This is a genomic window from Streptococcus sp. SS4, assembly GCF_030440125.1.
Classification (GTDB): domain Bacteria; phylum Bacillota; class Bacilli; order Lactobacillales; family Streptococcaceae; genus Streptococcus.
Genome location: NZ_JAQFJM010000006.1, coordinates 99,424 through 116,815, shown reverse-complemented (window position 1 = coordinate 116,815; position 17,392 = coordinate 99,424). Strand labels below are relative to the sequence as shown.

The following is a 17,392-nucleotide window of genomic DNA, read 5'->3' as shown; positions in this document are numbered from 1 at the left end:
TATGTTATAATGATAGGGACTAAAAGAAGATTTTAGAGGGAAATATGACTGAAAAAAATAACTTTGAGAAAGGCAACAGCAGTCTTTCAAACCATAAAATGAAAAAAGGCACTTCTAAGAATTCATGGAAGCATCAAATGTATGAGCTAGAAATTGCCATTGCTAAAGAGTCAAGTAACAAAAAAAGAAATGAACTCATTAAAATCCATAATGGCTATATGAGTGAGTATGATAGCTTAAAGAAACAAATCATCTGGTTAGCCGTATTAGGAATTTGTTTCTTATTAGTATTGGTAGTTTTTGGTTATTTTATCTGGAATAGTTACAATAGTGAGAATATGTCTTATACATCATCTTGGCTTCAAGAGAAAGTACTGAGCACTTATAGAGCTTAGTGTCCTAATCCTAGTAAATAATAGAGTCTCTAGACAAAAGTCTAGGGCTTTTTTGTTATAAAAAAGGATTTATCTGGTTGATATATAGTTATTAGCTATAACAATATCTAAACAAAAGGAGATAACGGTAGCTAGAAACCCTTTATTTTATAGGTTATAGTCAAAAACTATATATAGAGAAAACTAATAGCAATTATACAGCCACCCGTTTCTTTGGTAAGATAAGTTCAACAACAAAGAGGAGGACACAAGATGTCAACTACTATCATTGGTTTCCCACGTTTGGGTGAATTCCGCGAATTAAAATTTACAACAGAAAAATACTTTAGAAATGAAATTACTGAAGATGAACTTTTAACAGCAGCCAAAGACTTGCGTGCAAAACACTGGAATATTGTTAAAGAGAAGGGTATCAGTGAAATTCCTTCAAATGATTTCTCACATTACGATAACTTCCTTGATGCAGCTTTCCTTTTCAACGTCGTACCTGAATCTGTTCAAAACTTGGATTTGACAGATCTTGAACGTTACTTTGCTTTGGCGCGTGGTTACCAAGGTGAAAAAGGGGATGTACGTGCCCTTCCTATGAAAAAATGGTTTAACACTAACTACCATTACATCGTTCCTAAATTTGAAAAAACAACAGAAGTTAAACTTGCTGGTCACAAGATTTTTGATGAGTACCAAGAAGCTAAAGAATTGGGACTTAACACACGTCCAGTTGTCGTTGGACCATTCACTTTCCTTCAATTATCTGACTTTGAAGATGGTGTGAAAGCAGAAGACTTTGTAGACAGCTTTGTGGCAGCTTACCAAGAAGTCTTTGCAAAATTGGCAGAGCTTGGTGCTACACGTATTCAACTCGATGAGCCAGCCCTTGTTAAAGATTTGACAGCTGAAGAAAAAGCTCTCTTCTTGAATCTCTACAACAAACTCTTGGCTGATAAAAAAGGTCTTGAAGTCTTGATTCAAACTTACTTTGGTGATGTTCGTGATGTCTACAACGATCTTGTGAACTTGCCAGTTGATGGTATTGGTCTTGACTTTGTTGAAGGTAAGAAAACACTTGAATTGGTTAAAGGTGGTTTCCCAGCTGATAAGACTCTTTATGCAGGGATTGTCAATGGTAAAAACATCTGGCGTAACAACTACGAGAAGAGTCTTGCAATTCTTGAACAAGTGCCAGCTGAAAATGTTGTTTTGACAACCTCTTGCTCACTTCTTCACGTACCATTTACAACCGCTAATGAAGAATTTGAACCAGCTATCTTGAACCACTTTGCTTTTGCGGTTGAAAAATTGGACGAATTGCGTGATTTGGATGCTATCCGCAATGGTCAAGGTGCAGAAGCCCTTGCTGCCAACAAAGAACTCTTTGCGACTGAGCGTGTTGGTGAAAATGCTGAACTTCGTGCCCGTATTGCAGGCTTGACTGAAGCTGATTACACTCGTTTGCCAGCATTTGCAGAACGTGAAGCGATTCAAAAAGATGCTTTCAAACTTCCATTGCTTCCAACAACAACTATCGGTTCATTCCCTCAAACTAAGGAAGTTCGTGCGAAACGTTTGGCTTTCCGTAAGAATGAATTGTCACAAGAAGAATACGATGCTTTCCTTGCTGAAATCACTGATGAATGGATTAAATGGCAAGAAGAAGTTGGATTTGACGTACTTGTACACGGTGAATTCGAACGTAACGACATGGTTGAATACTTCGGTCAAAACTTGTCAGGTTACCTCTTCTCTAAAAACGGTTGGGTGCAATCATATGGTATGCGTGGGGTTAAACCACCAATCATTTGGGGTGATGTGACTCGTCTTAACCCAATCACTGTGAAATGGTCTAGCTACGCACAAAGCCGTACTGACAAACCTGTTAAAGGTATGTTGACTGGACCTGTTACTATCCTTAACTGGTCATTCCCACGTGAGGACATCTCTATCAAGGATTCAACTCTTCAAATTGCTCTTGCAATCAAAGATGAAGTACTTGACCTTGAAGCTGCAGGCGTGAAAATTATCCAAATTGACGAAGCTGCTCTTCGCGAAAAATTGCCGCTCCGTCGTAGTGACTGGTATGAAGACTACCTCGACTGGGCAATTCCAGCCTTCCGTTTGGTACACTCAACTGTAGCACCAGACACACAAATCCACACTCACATGTGTTACTCAGAATTTACAGATATCATCCCAGCTATCGATAACTTAGATGCTGACGTTATCTCATTTGAAGCTAGCCGTTCAAATCTTGAAATCTTGGATGAACTTAAAGCTCAAAACTTCCAAACAGAAGTTGGACCTGGGGTTTACGATATCCACTCACCACGTGTCCCACAAGACGGTGAAATTGACCACACTATCGAAGCAATCTTGGCAAAAGTACCAAGCGGTAAAGTATGGATCAACCCTGACTGTGGTTTGAAGACTCGCGGAATCAAAGAAACTAAAGAAAGCTTGATTAAGCTTGTAGAAGCTGCAAAAGCAGCTCGCGAAAACTTGTAAGCGGAAGTTATCATATGTTGAAGACCTTCTTCCTTAAGTGTAGAAGGTTTTCAATAGCGAATAATGTTCTAAAGATTTTTGCAAGCAGGCTATGATTAACAATTGTTTAACTGTACTCATGAAGTCAGTAGGCACTTAAAACAGCTTTCGTCTTAACAAAAATCTAAAAAGAAGAAGGTATAAAATATGACAAGCCAAACACCATCACTCTCTTTTGAAGTCTTTCCACCTAACCCAGCAGTAGGTAACGAAAAAATCCTACGTGCCCTTGAGGATATGCAAGGATTGGCTCCACACTTTATCAGTGTTACAGCTAGTAATAACAAATATAATATCAAAGAGACGACGGTTCCTTTGGCGGATCATATTCAAAATGACCTAGCTATCCCAACGATTGCCCACCTTCCAGCTATCTATTTGAGTAAAGAAAAGGTTGCTGATACCTTACGTGACTTGGATGCCGTTGGAGTACACCGTATCTTAGCCCTACGTGGCGATATCATTCCTGGTGTGGAACCTCTTAAAGACTTTAAATATGCCACTGATTTGATTGAATTTATCAAGGAAGAAGCTCCTCAATTTGATATCATCGGTGCCTGCTATCCTGAAGGGCATCCAGATTCGCCAAATCAAATCTCTGATATCCAAAACCTTAAGAAAAAGGTTGATGCAGGTTGTTCTGGTCTTTTAACCCAACTCTTCTTTGACAATGAACGTTTCTATGATTTTCAAGATAAATGTACCTTGGCTGGAATTGATGTACCAATTCATGCAGGAATTATGCCTATCTTGAATCGTAACCAAGCTCTACGTTTGCTTAAGACTTGTGAGAATATTCATTTGCCACGTAAGTTCCGTGCCATTTTGGATAAGTATGAGCATGATCCTGAGTCACTTAGAGCAGCCGGTCTTGCTTATGCGATTGACCAGATTGTCGACCTTGTTACTCAAGATGTTGCAGGCGTTCACCTCTACACCATGAATAATGCAGAAACTGCTCGTCATATTCACGAAGCGACTCATTCCTTATTTAAGCATCATTCACAAGTTAGTGCTCTATAATTGAATCATAAAATTACCACCTATAGTTTAATCTATAGGTGGTTTATTGGTTCTAGTAGCAAAAAAGATAGCTTGCTTCCGTAATCCAAGTTTTGTCGGTATAAAAAAGACTTAGAGCTTAGCTCTAAGTCTTAAATATTATTCGCCTACGAAAGCATTGATTTCTGCTTCGATATTCGCAATTTTTTCTTTAGCATCTGCTTCAGATTCACCAACTGTAGCGATGTAGAATTTGATTTTTGGTTCTGTACCTGAAGGACGAACGGCAAACCATGAATCATCAGCCAAGATGTATTTAAGCACGTTACTTGGAGGAGTTGTCAATTTTTCAACGCCGTCAGCAGTAGTAGCTGTTTGTTCCAAGAAGTCTTCTGTCTTAGCAATGTCTGTGTTGTTGAATTGTTTAGGAGCATTGCCACGGAATTTATCCATGATTTTCTTGATTTCAGCAGCTCCGTCAACACCTGAAAGGGTAACAGAGATTGTTTTTTCTGCGAAGTAGCCGTATTGTTTGTAGATTTCTTCGATACCGTCTGCCAAAGTCATACCACGTGAACGGTAGTAAGCAGCAATTTCAGCTACGATAAGAACGGCTTGGATAGCATCTTTGTCACGTACGAATGGTTTGATTAGATAACCGAAGCTTTCTTCGAAACCAAGCATGTAAGTGTGGTTGTGTTGTGTTTCAAATTCATGAATTTTTTCACCGATAAATTTGAAACCAGTCAAGACGTTAAACATAGTCGCGCCGTAGCTTTCTGCAATCTTAGTTACCAACTCAGTTGATACGATTGATTTACAGAGGGCAGCATTTTCAGGAAGCGTACCAGCTGTTTTGTGAGCTTCAAGAATATATTTAGCAATGATAGCTCCGATTTGGTTACCAGAAAGGTTGAGGTAAGAACCGTCTGGTTGGCGGATTTCAACACCAAGACGGTCGGCATCTGGGTCAGTTGCAACCAATACATCAGCGTCTACTTTGCGGCCAAGTTCTTCAGCAAGAGCAAAAGCAGCTTGGTTTTCAGGGTTTGGAGATTTAACAGTTGAGAAGTCAGCATCTGGAACAGCTTGAGCTTCAACAACTTGAACTGCTTCAAATCCAGCTTGCGCAAGAGCACGACGAGCCAACATTTCACCAGTACCATGAAGTGGAGTGTAGACAATCTTCATGTCGCGACCATATTCATTGATCAAGTCTTGGTTGATGTTAACGCCTTTCACTTCTTTCAAATATTCAGCGTCGACGTTTTCACCGATAACTTCAATCAAGCCACTGGCTTTGCTTTCTTCAAGGTCAGCCAATTGAACAGTGAATGGATTTTCGATAGCACGGATGTAATCTGTCAATGCATCCGCATCTGCAGGTGGCATTTGTCCACCATCTTCACCGTATACTTTGTAACCATTAAATGGAGCAGGGTTATGGCTAGCTGTTACCATGATACCTGCAAATGTGTGGAGGTGACGAACAGCAAATGACAATTCAGGTGTTGGACGTAGGCTTTCAAATACATAAGATTTGATACCATGAGCAGCCAAAACTTGAGCAGATTCAAAAGCAAACTCAGGAGAGAAGTGACGGCTATCGTAAGCGATAGCAACACCACGTTTTTTAGCTTCTTCCCCTTTTGAGTCGATCAATTGAGCCAAACCTTCAGTTGCTTGGCGAACAACGTAAATGTTAATGCGGTTAGTACCAGCACCAATCAAACCACGCATACCTGCAGTACCGAATTCAAGGTTGGTATAGAAGGCATCTTCTTTCGTTTTTTCATCCATTGCGACCAACTCATCACGAAGGTAAGCAGGCAATTCAGCGAAATCGAGCCATTTTTGATAATTTTCAGTGTAAGACATAGCAATCTCCTTTATATTTTTAAACGCTTACATTATACCATAATTAAAAGAAAAAAACATGGTAATCACCATGTTTTTTCTTTATTTTTTCAATCTTAATAACACAGGTGTGATACTTAGGGTTAGCAGGCCAGCGATAATCATTTCAGCAATCGAATTTGTTGTGAAAATGGTTGCCATTAGTGTTTTTCCACCCACTGTGTAGAAGTTAGGGATTAAGAAGTAGATGCCAATAAGTACGAAAAATGTATTTGTGAAAGCACCTAAAACCCCAGATAGAGTCAATCCTAGACGGTTTTGAAGTAACTTGTAGACAAAGTAGGGGAAAATACCGATTAGGATGCGAGGGACGATGGCAATGACTGCAGATGCCCAAGTTCCCCCTTCAACAAAGGGACTAAAGAGGTAGCTACTAACCGTATAAATGATTGTGTTACGAACAATACTCATAATTCCCATGAAACCACCCAAATAGGCTCCAATTTTAGGACCATAGACGATACTAGCAATAATAACTGGGATGTGCGTTAGGGTTGGTTTAATTGGAAGTACAAAAGCGGCAAAGATGGTTTGACTAAGTACTTCGATAACAACCATAGTCGCTATCAAGAGCGCTAACTGCGCTGTTTGGTTTGCTTTATTTTTCTTATTCATCATAAACTCCTTTTTATTCTCTACAAGGCTATTTTGTTAAAGCATTGTCAATGGATTCAATAATGTCATCGATATCAGCTAAGGCACCGCGTCCCGTATCACCACAAGCCAGTAAACCTGATTTTGGAAGAATTTCTTGGTAGCCAAGGTCATGCAAAGTATCTAAATTTTTCCTAGTCAGTGGATTTTCATACATTTTTGTATTCATTGCAGGGGCAATTAGTTTTGGGGTAGTGCTAGGTAAAGCTAAAGCAGTAGCAGTAAGCATATTATCGGCCATACCATGTGCTAATTTGGCAATGGTATTTGCTGAAGCTGGAGCTACAACAAAGAGGTCAGCTTCTTTACCTAAGTCAATATGATTAATACGTTCAGCCAATTTTTCTTCCATGACATCAGTGTGAACAGGGTTCTTCGAAAGGACTTGAAGTGTCAGAGGGGTGATAAAGGCTTGAGCAGCTTCAGTCATAATGACGTGAACGTCATAACCTTTTTTCTTTAACCTACTTGTTAGATCAGCTGCTTTATAGGCAGATATTGATCCTGAAACAGCAAGGATAATACGTTTAGTCATGGCATATCCTTTCAAATAAGGCTCGAGCAATCGCAGACTTAGTCGTAACCTTCTCCTCGTTTTTTTCGTCAACTAGATAAGCAATATGTTGATCTGCAGTAATATCACTCAAGTCGTTGGCAACAATAATATCAGCTTGATTGCGTCTCAGACTTGCACGAGCAACCTCAAAAAGCTCTTCTTTACTTACATTAACCAAAAGTTTGAAGCCAATCAGTTGAATAGCAGGATTCCATTGTTTGACGAGGCTAATGATCTTCGGTGTCTTTTTAAGAAAGAGAACTTGATAATCTGAAGCTGATGATATCTTGCTTTCAGTATTAGACTTGTGCAAGAATTGAGTGAGATCTTCGGTGTCCTCCAATTCGGCGAAATCCGTCATATAAATAGGAGTATAATCAGAGACTGCCATACTATGTATAAGAACATCATGCTCTTTGACGAGTGGCTCCATTTTTTTGAGAAGACTTTCTACGTTCGTAATTTCTGTAATCTTTAGATTTTCTTTCGGTTCTGGTTTAACCGCTGTCTTGGTCGTTACTAAGGTTACTTGGTGACCCTTAGCCAAGAAAAGTTCAGCGATTTCCTTTCCTAGATAACCTGTTGAATGGTTTGTGATTCCACGTACAGCATCAATCTTTTCAGTGGTACCACCCGATGTAATCAAAATTTTCATAGTAGTATTGTACTAAAAATTGAGTCTTTAGTAAATATATAGTAGGTATTTTTGGGGTGTACCCCTATAAATTAAAGTTATAACGATTTATAACAAAACAAAAACCGAACATTGAAAAGTAATTAACCAAAAATAATGCGTTTTTTATCAAACTCTGATATAATAGATTCTAGAAAAATATAGAGGAGTGTCTCATGAAAACAGATATCGAAATTGCTCAAAGTGTAGAATTAAAACCAATCACAGAAGTAGTTGAAAAAGTTGGAATCGGCTTTGACGATTTGGAACTCTACGGAAAATATAAGGCAAAATTGTCATTTGATAAAATCAATGCAGTCAAAGACAATAAGCCAGGAAAATTGATTTTGGTGACAGCTATCAACCCAACACCAGCTGGTGAAGGGAAATCAACCATGTCAATTGGTCTTGCAGACGCTCTTAACAAAATTGGTAAGAAAACAATGATTGCCCTTCGTGAACCATCTCTTGGTCCGGTTATGGGAATCAAAGGTGGTGCTGCAGGTGGTGGTTACGCTCAAGTGCTTCCGATGGAAGATATCAACCTCCACTTCACAGGGGATATGCACGCTATTACTACAGCAAATAATGCTTTGTCAGCCCTTCTTGACAACCATATTCATCAAGGAAATGCTCTCGGCATTGACCAACGTCGTATCATTTGGAAACGTGTGGTTGACCTTAATGACCGTGCACTTCGTCATGTAAATGTTGGTCTTGGCGGACCACTTAATGGTATTCCACGTGAAGATGGTTTTGATATTACTGTTGCGTCTGAAATCATGGCGATTCTTTGCTTGGCTACTGATATTAATGACCTTAAAGAACGTTTGGCTAACATTGTAGTTGCCTACCGTTATGACCGTACACCAGTTTATGTACGTGATCTTGAAATTGAAGGTGCGCTTACCCTTATTCTTAAAGATGCCATCAAACCTAATTTGGTACAGACAATTTATGGAACACCAGCCTTGGTACACGGTGGTCCATTTGCCAATATCGCTCACGGATGTAACTCAGTTCTAGCTACAGCTACAGCTCTTCGTTTGGCTGATTATACGATTACTGAAGCAGGTTTCGGTGCTGACCTTGGTGCTGAAAAATTCCTTGATATCAAGACTCCAAACCTCCCAACAACTCCTGATGCCGTTGTTATTGTTGCGACACTTCGTGCCCTCAAAATGCACGGTGGGGTAGCCAAAACTGACCTCTCTGAAGAAAATGTTCAGGCCGTTCGTGATGGCTTCGCAAACTTGAAACGTCATGTGGAAAACGTTCGTAAATTTGGTCTTCCAGCAGTCGTTGCTATTAACGAATTTGTTGCTGATACTGAAGCTGAAATTGCAGCCCTTAAAGAACTTTGTGCAGAAATCGATGTTCCTGTTGAATTGGCTAGCGTTTGGGCTAATGGTGCTGATGGTGGTATTGACCTTGCCAACGCAGTAGTTGATGCTGTTGAAAATGGTAATGCCGACTATAAACGTCTTTATTCTGATGATGATAGCTTGGAAGAAAAAATCACTAAGATTGTTACTGAAATCTATGGTGGTAAATCAGTTGTCTTCGAGAAAAAAGCTAAGAACCAACTCAAACAATTTGCAGAATTCGGTTGGGATAAATTGCCAGTATGTATGGCTAAAACACAATATAGTTTCTCAGATAACCAATTCTTACTTGGAGCACCAGAAGGTTTTGATATCACTATCCGTGAATTTGTTCCTAAAACAGGTGCTGGATTTATCGTAGCTCTTACAGGTGACGTCATGACTATGCCTGGTCTTCCAAAAGCACCAGCAGCCCTCAAGATGGACGTAGCTGAAGACGGAACAGCTGTTGGTTTGTTCTAAGAAGAAATATCGATACAAAACAGTACCTATTGGTGCTGTTTTTTCGTTTCAGTTATGAAAAGCTTAAGGAAAGTTTAGTAGACTAAATCTAAATAAAAGAAGATCAAAGCACTAGATGATTATATGTATTTTAGATATAATGATAAAACTTAGTCAAAGTGTTATTTGTATCTTTGACACCTAACAAGGGGGATAACTATGATTAAAATACTACTAGTAGAAGATGATTTGAGTTTGTCGAACTCAGTTTTTGATTTTTTAGATGACTTTGCTGATGTGATGCAAGTCTTTGATGGAGATGAAGGTCTCTACGAAGCTGAAAGTGGCGTCTATGATTTGATTCTTTTAGACCTTATGTTACCTGAAAAAGATGGTTTCACGGTTCTTAGAGAATTACGTGAAAAAGGTGTAACAACCCCTGTACTTATCATGACGGCTAAGGAAAGTCTAGATGATAAGGGTCATGGCTTTGAACTGGGTGCAGACGACTATCTAACCAAACCTTTCTATTTAGAAGAGTTGAAGATGCGTATTCAAGCACTTTTGAAACGATCTGGTAAATTTGACCAAAACACACTTTCTTTTGGTGATGTTCGTGTCAATCTTGCTACAAATTCAACCTTTGTGGGGGATAAAGAAGTAGAACTTCTTGGTAAAGAGTTTGATTTATTAGTTTACTTCTTACAAAATCAAAATGTCATCTTGCCTAAGTCACAAATTTTTGACCGTCTTTGGGGATTTGATAGTGATACCACGGTATCAGTTGTCGAGGTTTATGTTTCTAAAATTCGTAAGAAACTAAAAGGAACAGACTTTGCTGCCAACCTCCAAACCTTGAGAAGTGTGGGGTATATTTTGAAGAATGCTGACTAAATTTTTCAATTATCTCTTTAGGAGAATTAAGTCAGACGGATTTAAGTCGTTCATTCATTTCTTTGCCACTTTTTCTGGCATTTTCCTTATCATGACTGTCATGATTTTGCAGATTCTGAGTTACGGTGTTTATTCCAATGTGGACTCTAGTCTGAAAATGGCAGCAACTAAGACCAATTCTTATTTAGAAATGGAAATGCTCAAACGGGAACTTTTTCTGACTTCTGAGGTAGATCAAAATAATACGACAACCATTTACCAAGCCTATGATACTAAAGAGTCGACAGCTGAAACACCTGACTCGAGTGGCTCTAAAAAAGAACCTAAGAAGAAATCAAAAATTGAAGATACCCCTCACGATTTATCTGTTGCGGCAAATACTAGTGTCTTGGTACTTGATAAGAATGGAAAAGTCCTTAATGTTGTTGATAAATTTTCAAGCTTATCCAATTTACCAATAGACAAAAATAACATTGATGTTATCAGCAAGGGAAGTGCTCAGAATTATTTCGATCAAACGGAAAAGTACCGTCTGATTACTGAAAAAGTAGACAATAGTCTCTATCCTGATGCTAAGTACCTTGTTATTGCGATTAATACAACTCAATTGGAAGAAGCTACTGAACGTTATGTTAAGCTCATTGTCATCATGATGAGTTTCTTCTGGCTCTTATCTGTTGCGGCTAGTATGTATTTGGCCAAGTGGTCAAGACGTCCTATCCAGGAAAGCTTGGAGAAGCAGAAGGCTTTTGTTGAAAATGCTAGTCATGAGTTACGCACGCCACTTGCAGTTATCCAAAACCGTTTAGAAGTTCTTTTCCGAAAACCTGAGAGCACCATTTTAGATAATTCTGAGAATATCGCATCAAGTCTTGATGAAGTACGTAATATGCGTCTTTTGACGACTAATCTCTTGAACTTGGCTCGTCGTGACGATGGTATTAAACCAGAAATCGAAACCTTAGAACCTGCTTTCTTTGATACAGTATTTACCAACTATGCCATGATTGCAGAAGAAAATGAGAAAGGTTTCACGGCTCAAAACCAAGTTGGTCGTCCAATCCAGACTGATAAAACGTTATTGAAACAGTTAATGACCATCTTATTTGATAATGCTATTAAATATACGGAGGATGACGGACATGTTACCTTTACTGTCCGCACTAATGACCGCCATCTTTATATTTGTGTAGCTGATAATGGTCCTGGAATATCAGATAGTGATAAGAAAAAAATCTTTGATCGATTTTATCGCGTAGATAAGGCTAGAACCAGACAAAAAGGTGGGTTTGGACTTGGCTTATCCCTAGCGCAACAAATTGTTTTAGCCCTTAAAGGAACAATTGTTGTTAAAGATAATCAACCAAAGGGAACGATTTTTGAAGTTAAGATCACCGGAGTTTAATTAATAAAGAAAACCTGCTAGACGATAATCTAGCAGGTTTTTTAGGTAATAAAAAAACTCCTAAATGGAGCTTTCAATTAGTTAGCCAATTTAGCTGCAAGACGTGATTTATCGCGGCTTGCTTTGTTTTTATGAATCAAACCTTTAGAAGCGGCTTTATCGATGCTAGCTGATGCAGCACGGTAAGCTTCTTCAGTTGGGTTAGCGTTGAATGCTTTAATAGCAGTACGCAAAGCTGATTTTTGAGCTGAGTTTTTTTCGTTTTGTTTAACGTTAAGTTCAGCGCGTTTGATAGCTGATTTAATATTTGCCAATGTTTTCACCTCCAAAATTTATCTAACTATGTCATTATACGTTATTTTAGGCCCCTTTGCAAGCTTTTTCTATTTTTTTAAGTGGATGAAGTCGATTTTATGATTGTCTCCCTTGTGAAGAATCAGTTCAGCTCGACTTCGTGTAGGTTCGATATAATTTTCCAGGTTAACCAAATTGATATCACGCCAGGTTTTTTGTGCTAAAGATAAAGCTTCATCCTTACTAAATTTAGTAAAACTATGGTAGTAGTTGTTTTCATCTTTTTTGGCAAGCTCAAGAAGGGTTTGAAAACGTTCAAGATACCAGGATTCGATATTATTAACTTCAGCGTCAATGTAGAGAGAAAAATCAAAATAGTCACTCATGTAAAGTCGTTGGTTAATAGGGTTCTGGAAAACATTAATCCCTTCGACAATTAGAAAATTGGGCTGTCTGATTTCTTGGGTAAGTCCTGGTACAATATCATAAATTTCATGAGAGTAAACAGGAATATTGACATCACCACCATTTTTTATAGTATCTAAAAAGTTGAGAAGAAGTGGCATATCGTAGGACTCAGGGAAGCCCTTACGATTAAGGATGCCTTTTTCTTTCAAGGTTTGGTTAGGATAGAGAAAGCCATCAGTTGTCACAAGTTCAACATTAGATTGGGGAAAGGTACGCTGCAACAAGAGTTGAAGCAAACGACTGGTAGTGGATTTGCCAACAGCAACTGAACCAGATACCCCAATAATAAATGGACGGTTAGTCTGTGATTTTTGTAAAAAGATACTTTTAGAAAAGGTCAGATCATTGGCAGTTTTCTGATAGATACGAATAAGATTGATAAGAGGAAGATAAATGTCACTAACTTCTTGCACATCGATCTTATCATTAAGGCTGCGAATGGAATCCAGTTCTTCTGCAGTCAATGGGGCATTGTCCTCTTTATGAAGGCGTTGCCATTCCTTGCGTGATATCGTTTCGAAATTGATAAATTCATTTAACATAAATAACATTATAGCAGAAAAAAAGGTCGAATGTAAGCCTTGTCATTTCACTAGCCTTACTTTGCTATTTATGATACGATAAAGAAAAAGTACTATCTAGAAGGAAAAAATAATGTCAAAAATGTATTATGCTGAGACGCCAGATGCGGCTCATGATATTCATGATTTAAAGGTTAATTTATTAGGAGAAAGTTTTCAGTTTTATACAGATGCTGGGGTTTTCTCTAAAAAAATGATTGATTTTGGGAGTCAAGTGCTTTTGAGTGCATTGGATTTGGAAGCTGGCAAAACGCTTTTAGATGTGGGTTGTGGCTATGGTCCTCTCGGTATCAGTTTAGCCAAGGTCCAAGGAGTTAAAGTCACTATGATCGACATCAATAGTAGGGCGATTGATTTAGCTAGACAAAATGCTCAACGAAATAAGGTTGAAGCTACTATCTTCCAATCAAATATCTATGAAAATGTCACTGGAAGTTTTGACTATATTATTTCTAATCCACCTATCCGTGCGGGCAAGAAGGTGGTTCATCAAGTTATCGAGGAGGCATATGATTATCTCAATCAAGGTGGTAACCTAACTATTGTTATTCAGAAAAAACAAGGTGCTCCGTCAGCTAAGGCTAAGATGGAGGATGTGTTTGGTAATGCTGAAGTCGTTAAAAAGGCTAAAGGATATTATATCCTTAGAAGTGAGAAATTATGAGAACAGTTGATTTAATTGAAAAGAAAAGAGATGGTGGCGAGTTAAGCACAGAGGAAATTTCATATCTCATTAATGGCTATGTGTCTGGGGAAATACCAGACTATCAGATAGCTGCTTTGGCGATGGCGATTTATTATCAAGGTATGTCTATTCGTGAAATCCATGATTTGACCACTGATATGGTTGCTTCAGGTGAACAATATGATTTGTCAGAAATTCCAGGTGTTAAGGTAGATAAACATTCGACCGGTGGTGTTGGCGATAAGGTAACCATCATCCTTATGCCACTTGTAGCTAGCTTTGGTGTTCCAGTAGCTAAGATGAGTGGTCGTGGTCTTGGACATACAGGTGGAACGATTGACAAATTAGAGTCTATCAAAGGCTATCAGGTTGAGCGTAGCAAGGAAGAGTTCATTCAGCAAGTTAAAGACATTGGAATTTCCCTCATTGGTCAGTCTGAGCATTTAGTTAAGGCTGATAAACTTCTTTATGCCTTGCGTGATGTCACTGCAACAGTAGATTCCATTCCTCTAATCGCAAGCTCTGTTATGTCCAAAAAAATTGCAGCAGGTGCTGATAAGATTTTACTAGATGTTACTGTTGGTCAAGGTGCTTTCATGAAAAACATGTCTGATGCTGAAAAATTGTCAGAGACCATGGTTGCATTAGGACATGAGGTTAATCGTGAAACAATTGCAGTTATAACAGATATGAGCCAGCCACTAGGTAAAGCTATTGGTAACCGCTTAGAAATCACTGAGGCTATTGAAATTATGCAAGGTAAGGGACGTGAAGATATCACTGACTTTATCTGTGAGTTAGCTGAGATACTATTAGATTTAGCTCAAGTTGAAGCTAGTCAGGAAGAGATTCGTCAGCACTTAGTGGGTGGAAAAGCCCTTGCTAAGTTTGAAGAACTCATTCAAGCTCAGGGTGGTGATTTGACTGATCTTTATCGTCATAGCAGTGCTCCTGTCGTTACAGATATTTATGCCCATAAAACAGGTTACATTAAAGAGTTGCCTGCTATGGCGTTTGGGAAATTTGCCATGCAATTGGGAGCAGGTCGAGCTACTAAGTCAGATAGTCTTAATTATGAAACGGGAATTGTATTTGAAAAGAAAGTTGGCGATGCAGTAGCTCAAGGAGACCTTATTGCCAGGGTCTATAGTCAAGAAATTTTATCTGAAAAAAAGCTGACTGAATTTGAAAAAAATGTTATTATTGATAGTGAATGTAAAGAAACGACAGAAATATTAAAGATAATTCGCTAATCCTTAATTTTATACTAATCAAGGAGTTTTGTTTATGTCTGTTAATAGCTATATTGACCATACCTTACTAAAAGCTGATGCTAATAAAGAACAGATTCTTTCCCTAATTGATGAGGCTAAGAAGTATGAGTTTGCCAGTGTCTGTGTTAATCCAACTTGGGTTAAAACGGCAGCTGAATTGCTTAAAGATAGTTCTGTTAAAGTTTGTACAGTTATTGGTTTCCCTTTGGGAGCATCGACCTCTGCAGTTAAGGCTTTTGAAGCCAAGGATGCTATTGCCAATGGTGCAGATGAAGTTGATATGGTAATCAATATCGGTGCTCTTAAATCTAGAAATCTTAAATTAGTCGAAGACGACATTAAAGCTGTTGTTGAAGCTAGTGGAAGAAAACTTGTAAAGGTTATTATTGAAACTTGTCTTCTGACCGATGAAGAAAAGGTCGAAGCTTGCCAATTAGCAAAACTGGCAGGTGTAGATTTTGTGAAGACCTCTACTGGTTTTTCTACTGGTGGCGCAACAATTGAAGATATTGAACTTATGCGAGAGGCTGTTGGTCCTACTATGGGAGTCAAGGCATCTGGTGGAGCACGCACACTTGAGGCGGCTCAAGCCTTTATCAAAGCTGGTGCAACCCGTATTGGTACTTCGTCAGGAGTTGCCATTATGAAAGGTCAAGAAAGCCATGATAGCTACTAAAAAAGAGCAAGTAATAAAAGCAGCACAAGAAGCAGCTGAAAATGCCTATGTTCCCTATTCTCGTTTTAGAGTTGGAGCAGCATTGCTTACAAAGGATGGGCAAATTTTTCAAGGGTGTAATATTGAGAATGCCTCATTCGGATTGACCAATTGTGCAGAAAGGACAGCCATTTTTAAGGCGGTATCCGAAGGGTACAGAGATTTTGAATGTCTTGCAGTCTACGGAGATACCAAAAATCCCATCTCACCATGTGGTGCTTGTCGCCAAGTAATGGTTGAATTTTTAAAATCTGATTCTAAAGTGATTCTTATCGCTGAAGATAACTCGACAGTCGAGATGACAGTCGGAGAGTTGTTACCATACTCTTTTACGGACTTACAATAGTCTAGTTGTTTTATTCTTTATTAAGCAAGTTTTCTTGCAAGTTATAGGAGGAGTGTTCAAGATGAAATTGAACAAGAAAATTATCGGACTTGGCCTTGTTGCTGTAGCAGCGCTTGGTCTTGCAGCATGTGCACGTGGCGGACGCGGTGGATCATCAGCTGATTCAAAAGTTAAAGCTGCTATCGTTACTGATACTGGTGGGGTTGATGATAAATCATTTAACCAATCAGCATGGGAAGGTCTTCAAGCTTGGGGTAAAGCTAACAAACTTGAAAAAGATTCTGGCTACAATTACTTCCAATCTGGTTCAGAGTCTGACTTTGCAACTAACTTGTCTTCAGCACAAAGTCAAGGCTACAATCTCATCTTTGGTGTTGGTTTTGCTCTTCATGATGCAGTAGCAGACGCAGCTAAAGAACACGAAGATGTGAACTATGTAATTATTGACGATGTTATTAAAGATCAAAAGAACGTTGAGAGTGTTTTGTTTGCCGATAATGAAGGGGCTTACCTTGCAGGTATCGCAGCAGCTATGCAATCAAAAACAAATAAAGTTGGTTTCATTGGTGGTCAAACATCAGATACAATTACACGTTTTGAAGCTGGTTTCACAGCAGGTGCTAAATCTGTAAAACCAGACATCGATGTACAAGTTCAATATGCTGAATCATTCTCAGACGCTGCTAAAGGTACAACAATTGCTTCAACTATGTACGCTTCAGGCGTTGACGTAATCTATCAAGCAGCTGGTGGTACTGGTACTGGTGTCTTCACAGCAGCTAAAGAAGTTAACGAAAAACTTGATGCTGACAGCGATAAGAAAGTTTGGGTAATCGGTGTTGACCGTGACCAAAATGCAGAAGGTAACTATACATCTTCAGACAAGAAAAAATCTAACTTTGTTTTGACTTCAACAATCAAACAAGTTGGTACAGTTGTTAAAGATATTGCTAACGGACAAGTCAAAGGCGATAAATTCGAAGGTGGTAAAACTAAGACTTACGGTATCAAAGACGGTGGTGTTGACATTGTAACGTCTAATCTTCCTTCAGATATCAAGGATGCAGTAGAAAAAGCTAAAGAACAAATCAAGAATGGTGAATTGAAACCAACTGATGGTCTTAGCAAATAATAGTTAAGTATAAGTCTTTATAGAACTTAAACTG

17 protein-coding genes are annotated in these 17,392 nt (G+C 38.7%); 11 read left to right on the top strand and 6 right to left on the bottom strand.

Annotated features, from left to right (window positions below; translation table 11 throughout):
• The first annotated feature begins 44 nt into the window (after positions 1–44).
• The 3 genes from PCY16_RS06570 to metF all read left to right on the top strand — a co-directional run bounded on the left by PCY16_RS06570 (position 45) and on the right by metF (position 3,959).
• Positions 45–395: a hypothetical protein gene (locus PCY16_RS06570; RefSeq protein ID WP_004182017.1), complete on the top strand. Its 351-nt coding sequence runs from the start codon at positions 45–47 to the stop codon at positions 393–395.
• 252 nt (positions 396–647) lie between these two features.
• Positions 648–2,897 (top strand): 5-methyltetrahydropteroyltriglutamate--homocysteine S-methyltransferase, encoded by a 2,250-nt coding sequence (gene metE, locus PCY16_RS06565; protein ID WP_195413570.1) that lies wholly within the window; start codon positions 648–650, stop codon positions 2,895–2,897.
• Positions 2,898–3,083: 186 nt separating this feature from the next.
• Positions 3,084–3,959, top strand: coding sequence for a methylenetetrahydrofolate reductase [NAD(P)H] (metF, locus tag PCY16_RS06560; RefSeq protein WP_021144026.1), 876 nt, complete (start codon positions 3,084–3,086; stop codon positions 3,957–3,959).
• Positions 3,960–4,097: 138 nt separating this feature from the next.
• On the opposite strand, the gene PCY16_RS06555 is transcribed toward metF, so the two are convergent.
• From PCY16_RS06555 to PCY16_RS06540, 4 genes are all read right to left on the bottom strand, one after another.
• Entirely contained in the window at positions 4,098–5,816 is a 1,719-nt protein-coding gene (locus PCY16_RS06555; protein ID WP_004182388.1) for a phospho-sugar mutase, read from the bottom strand.
• 81 nt (positions 5,817–5,897) lie between these two features.
• A complete protein-coding gene (locus PCY16_RS06550) occupies positions 5,898–6,470 on the bottom strand; it encodes an ECF transporter S component (protein WP_195413569.1) in 573 nt (190 codons plus the stop codon).
• 28 nt (positions 6,471–6,498) lie between these two features.
• A complete protein-coding gene (gene coaC, locus PCY16_RS06545) occupies positions 6,499–7,044 on the bottom strand; it encodes a phosphopantothenoylcysteine decarboxylase (protein WP_195413568.1) in 546 nt (181 codons plus the stop codon).
• The gene (locus PCY16_RS06540) at positions 7,037–7,720 is read right to left on the bottom strand and encodes a phosphopantothenate--cysteine ligase (protein ID WP_049527924.1); all 684 of its coding nucleotides are present in this window, start codon (positions 7,718–7,720) and stop codon (positions 7,037–7,039) included. Before PCY16_RS06540 ends, coaC begins: the two co-directional genes overlap by 8 nt.
• 194 nt (positions 7,721–7,914) lie before the next feature.
• Between PCY16_RS06540 and PCY16_RS06535 the strand changes: the two genes are divergently transcribed.
• The 3 genes from PCY16_RS06535 (at position 7,915) to PCY16_RS06525 (ending at position 11,863) form a co-directional block, all read left to right on the top strand.
• Positions 7,915–9,585: a formate--tetrahydrofolate ligase gene (locus tag PCY16_RS06535; protein ID WP_004182072.1), complete on the top strand. Its 1,671-nt coding sequence runs from the start codon at positions 7,915–7,917 to the stop codon at positions 9,583–9,585.
• A gap of 198 nt (positions 9,586–9,783) precedes the next feature.
• A complete protein-coding gene (locus PCY16_RS06530) occupies positions 9,784–10,458 on the top strand; it encodes a response regulator transcription factor (RefSeq protein WP_002891134.1) in 675 nt (224 codons plus the stop codon).
• Positions 10,448–11,863: a cell wall metabolism sensor histidine kinase WalK gene (locus PCY16_RS06525; RefSeq protein WP_037600837.1), complete on the top strand. Its 1,416-nt coding sequence runs from the start codon at positions 10,448–10,450 to the stop codon at positions 11,861–11,863. The genes PCY16_RS06530 and PCY16_RS06525 overlap by 11 nt, the downstream gene beginning before the upstream one ends.
• 77 nt (positions 11,864–11,940) lie before the next feature.
• Here the strand turns inward: PCY16_RS06525 and rpsT are convergent, their stop codons facing one another.
• The gene (rpsT, locus tag PCY16_RS06520) at positions 11,941–12,177 is read right to left on the bottom strand and encodes a 30S ribosomal protein S20 (protein WP_004182129.1); all 237 of its coding nucleotides are present in this window, start codon (positions 12,175–12,177) and stop codon (positions 11,941–11,943) included.
• A 69-nt stretch (positions 12,178–12,246) separates the two neighbouring features.
• Entirely contained in the window at positions 12,247–13,167 is a 921-nt protein-coding gene (gene coaA / locus PCY16_RS06515; protein WP_022496694.1) for a type I pantothenate kinase, read from the bottom strand.
• A 112-nt stretch (positions 13,168–13,279) separates the two neighbouring features.
• Between coaA and PCY16_RS06510 the strand changes: the two genes are divergently transcribed.
• The 5 genes from PCY16_RS06510 to PCY16_RS06490 all read left to right on the top strand — a co-directional run bounded on the left by PCY16_RS06510 (position 13,280) and on the right by PCY16_RS06490 (position 17,358).
• A complete protein-coding gene (locus tag PCY16_RS06510; RefSeq protein WP_014633038.1) occupies positions 13,280–13,870 on the top strand; it encodes a class I SAM-dependent methyltransferase in 591 nt (196 codons plus the stop codon).
• A complete protein-coding gene (locus PCY16_RS06505) occupies positions 13,867–15,144 on the top strand; it encodes a pyrimidine-nucleoside phosphorylase (RefSeq protein WP_060971356.1) in 1,278 nt (425 codons plus the stop codon). The genes PCY16_RS06510 and PCY16_RS06505 overlap by 4 nt, the downstream gene beginning before the upstream one ends.
• A 34-nt stretch (positions 15,145–15,178) precedes the next feature.
• A complete protein-coding gene (gene deoC, locus PCY16_RS06500; RefSeq protein WP_060971357.1) occupies positions 15,179–15,841 on the top strand; it encodes a deoxyribose-phosphate aldolase in 663 nt (220 codons plus the stop codon).
• Positions 15,828–16,226: a cytidine deaminase gene (locus PCY16_RS06495; protein ID WP_060971358.1), complete on the top strand. Its 399-nt coding sequence runs from the start codon at positions 15,828–15,830 to the stop codon at positions 16,224–16,226. Before deoC ends, PCY16_RS06495 begins: the two co-directional genes overlap by 14 nt.
• Positions 16,227–16,293: 67 nt before the next feature.
• Entirely contained in the window at positions 16,294–17,358 is a 1,065-nt protein-coding gene (locus tag PCY16_RS06490; RefSeq protein WP_277753133.1) for a BMP family protein, read from the top strand.
• The last annotated feature ends 34 nt before the right edge of the window (positions 17,359–17,392 follow it).

Coding starts and splice junctions, on each gene's coding strand:
- PCY16_RS06570 (WP_004182017.1), top strand. CDS start 45: ATGACTGAAAAAAATAACTTTGAGAAAGGCAACAGCAGTCTTTCAAAC.
- metE (WP_195413570.1), top strand. CDS start 648: ATGTCAACTACTATCATTGGTTTCCCACGTTTGGGTGAATTCCGCGAA.
- metF (WP_021144026.1), top strand. CDS start 3,084: ATGACAAGCCAAACACCATCACTCTCTTTTGAAGTCTTTCCACCTAAC.
- PCY16_RS06555 (WP_004182388.1), bottom strand. CDS start 5,816: ATGTCTTACACTGAAAATTATCAAAAATGGCTCGATTTCGCTGAATTG.
- PCY16_RS06550 (WP_195413569.1), bottom strand. CDS start 6,470: ATGAATAAGAAAAATAAAGCAAACCAAACAGCGCAGTTAGCGCTCTTG.
- coaC (WP_195413568.1), bottom strand. CDS start 7,044: ATGACTAAACGTATTATCCTTGCTGTTTCAGGATCAATATCTGCCTAT.
- PCY16_RS06540 (WP_049527924.1), bottom strand. CDS start 7,720: ATGAAAATTTTGATTACATCGGGTGGTACCACTGAAAAGATTGATGCT.
- PCY16_RS06535 (WP_004182072.1), top strand. CDS start 7,915: ATGAAAACAGATATCGAAATTGCTCAAAGTGTAGAATTAAAACCAATC.
- PCY16_RS06530 (WP_002891134.1), top strand. CDS start 9,784: ATGATTAAAATACTACTAGTAGAAGATGATTTGAGTTTGTCGAACTCA.
- PCY16_RS06525 (WP_037600837.1), top strand. CDS start 10,448: ATGCTGACTAAATTTTTCAATTATCTCTTTAGGAGAATTAAGTCAGAC.
- coaA (WP_022496694.1), bottom strand. CDS start 13,167: ATGTTAAATGAATTTATCAATTTCGAAACGATATCACGCAAGGAATGG.
- PCY16_RS06510 (WP_014633038.1), top strand. CDS start 13,280: ATGTCAAAAATGTATTATGCTGAGACGCCAGATGCGGCTCATGATATT.
- PCY16_RS06505 (WP_060971356.1), top strand. CDS start 13,867: ATGAGAACAGTTGATTTAATTGAAAAGAAAAGAGATGGTGGCGAGTTA.
- deoC (WP_060971357.1), top strand. CDS start 15,179: ATGTCTGTTAATAGCTATATTGACCATACCTTACTAAAAGCTGATGCT.
- PCY16_RS06495 (WP_060971358.1), top strand. CDS start 15,828: ATGATAGCTACTAAAAAAGAGCAAGTAATAAAAGCAGCACAAGAAGCA.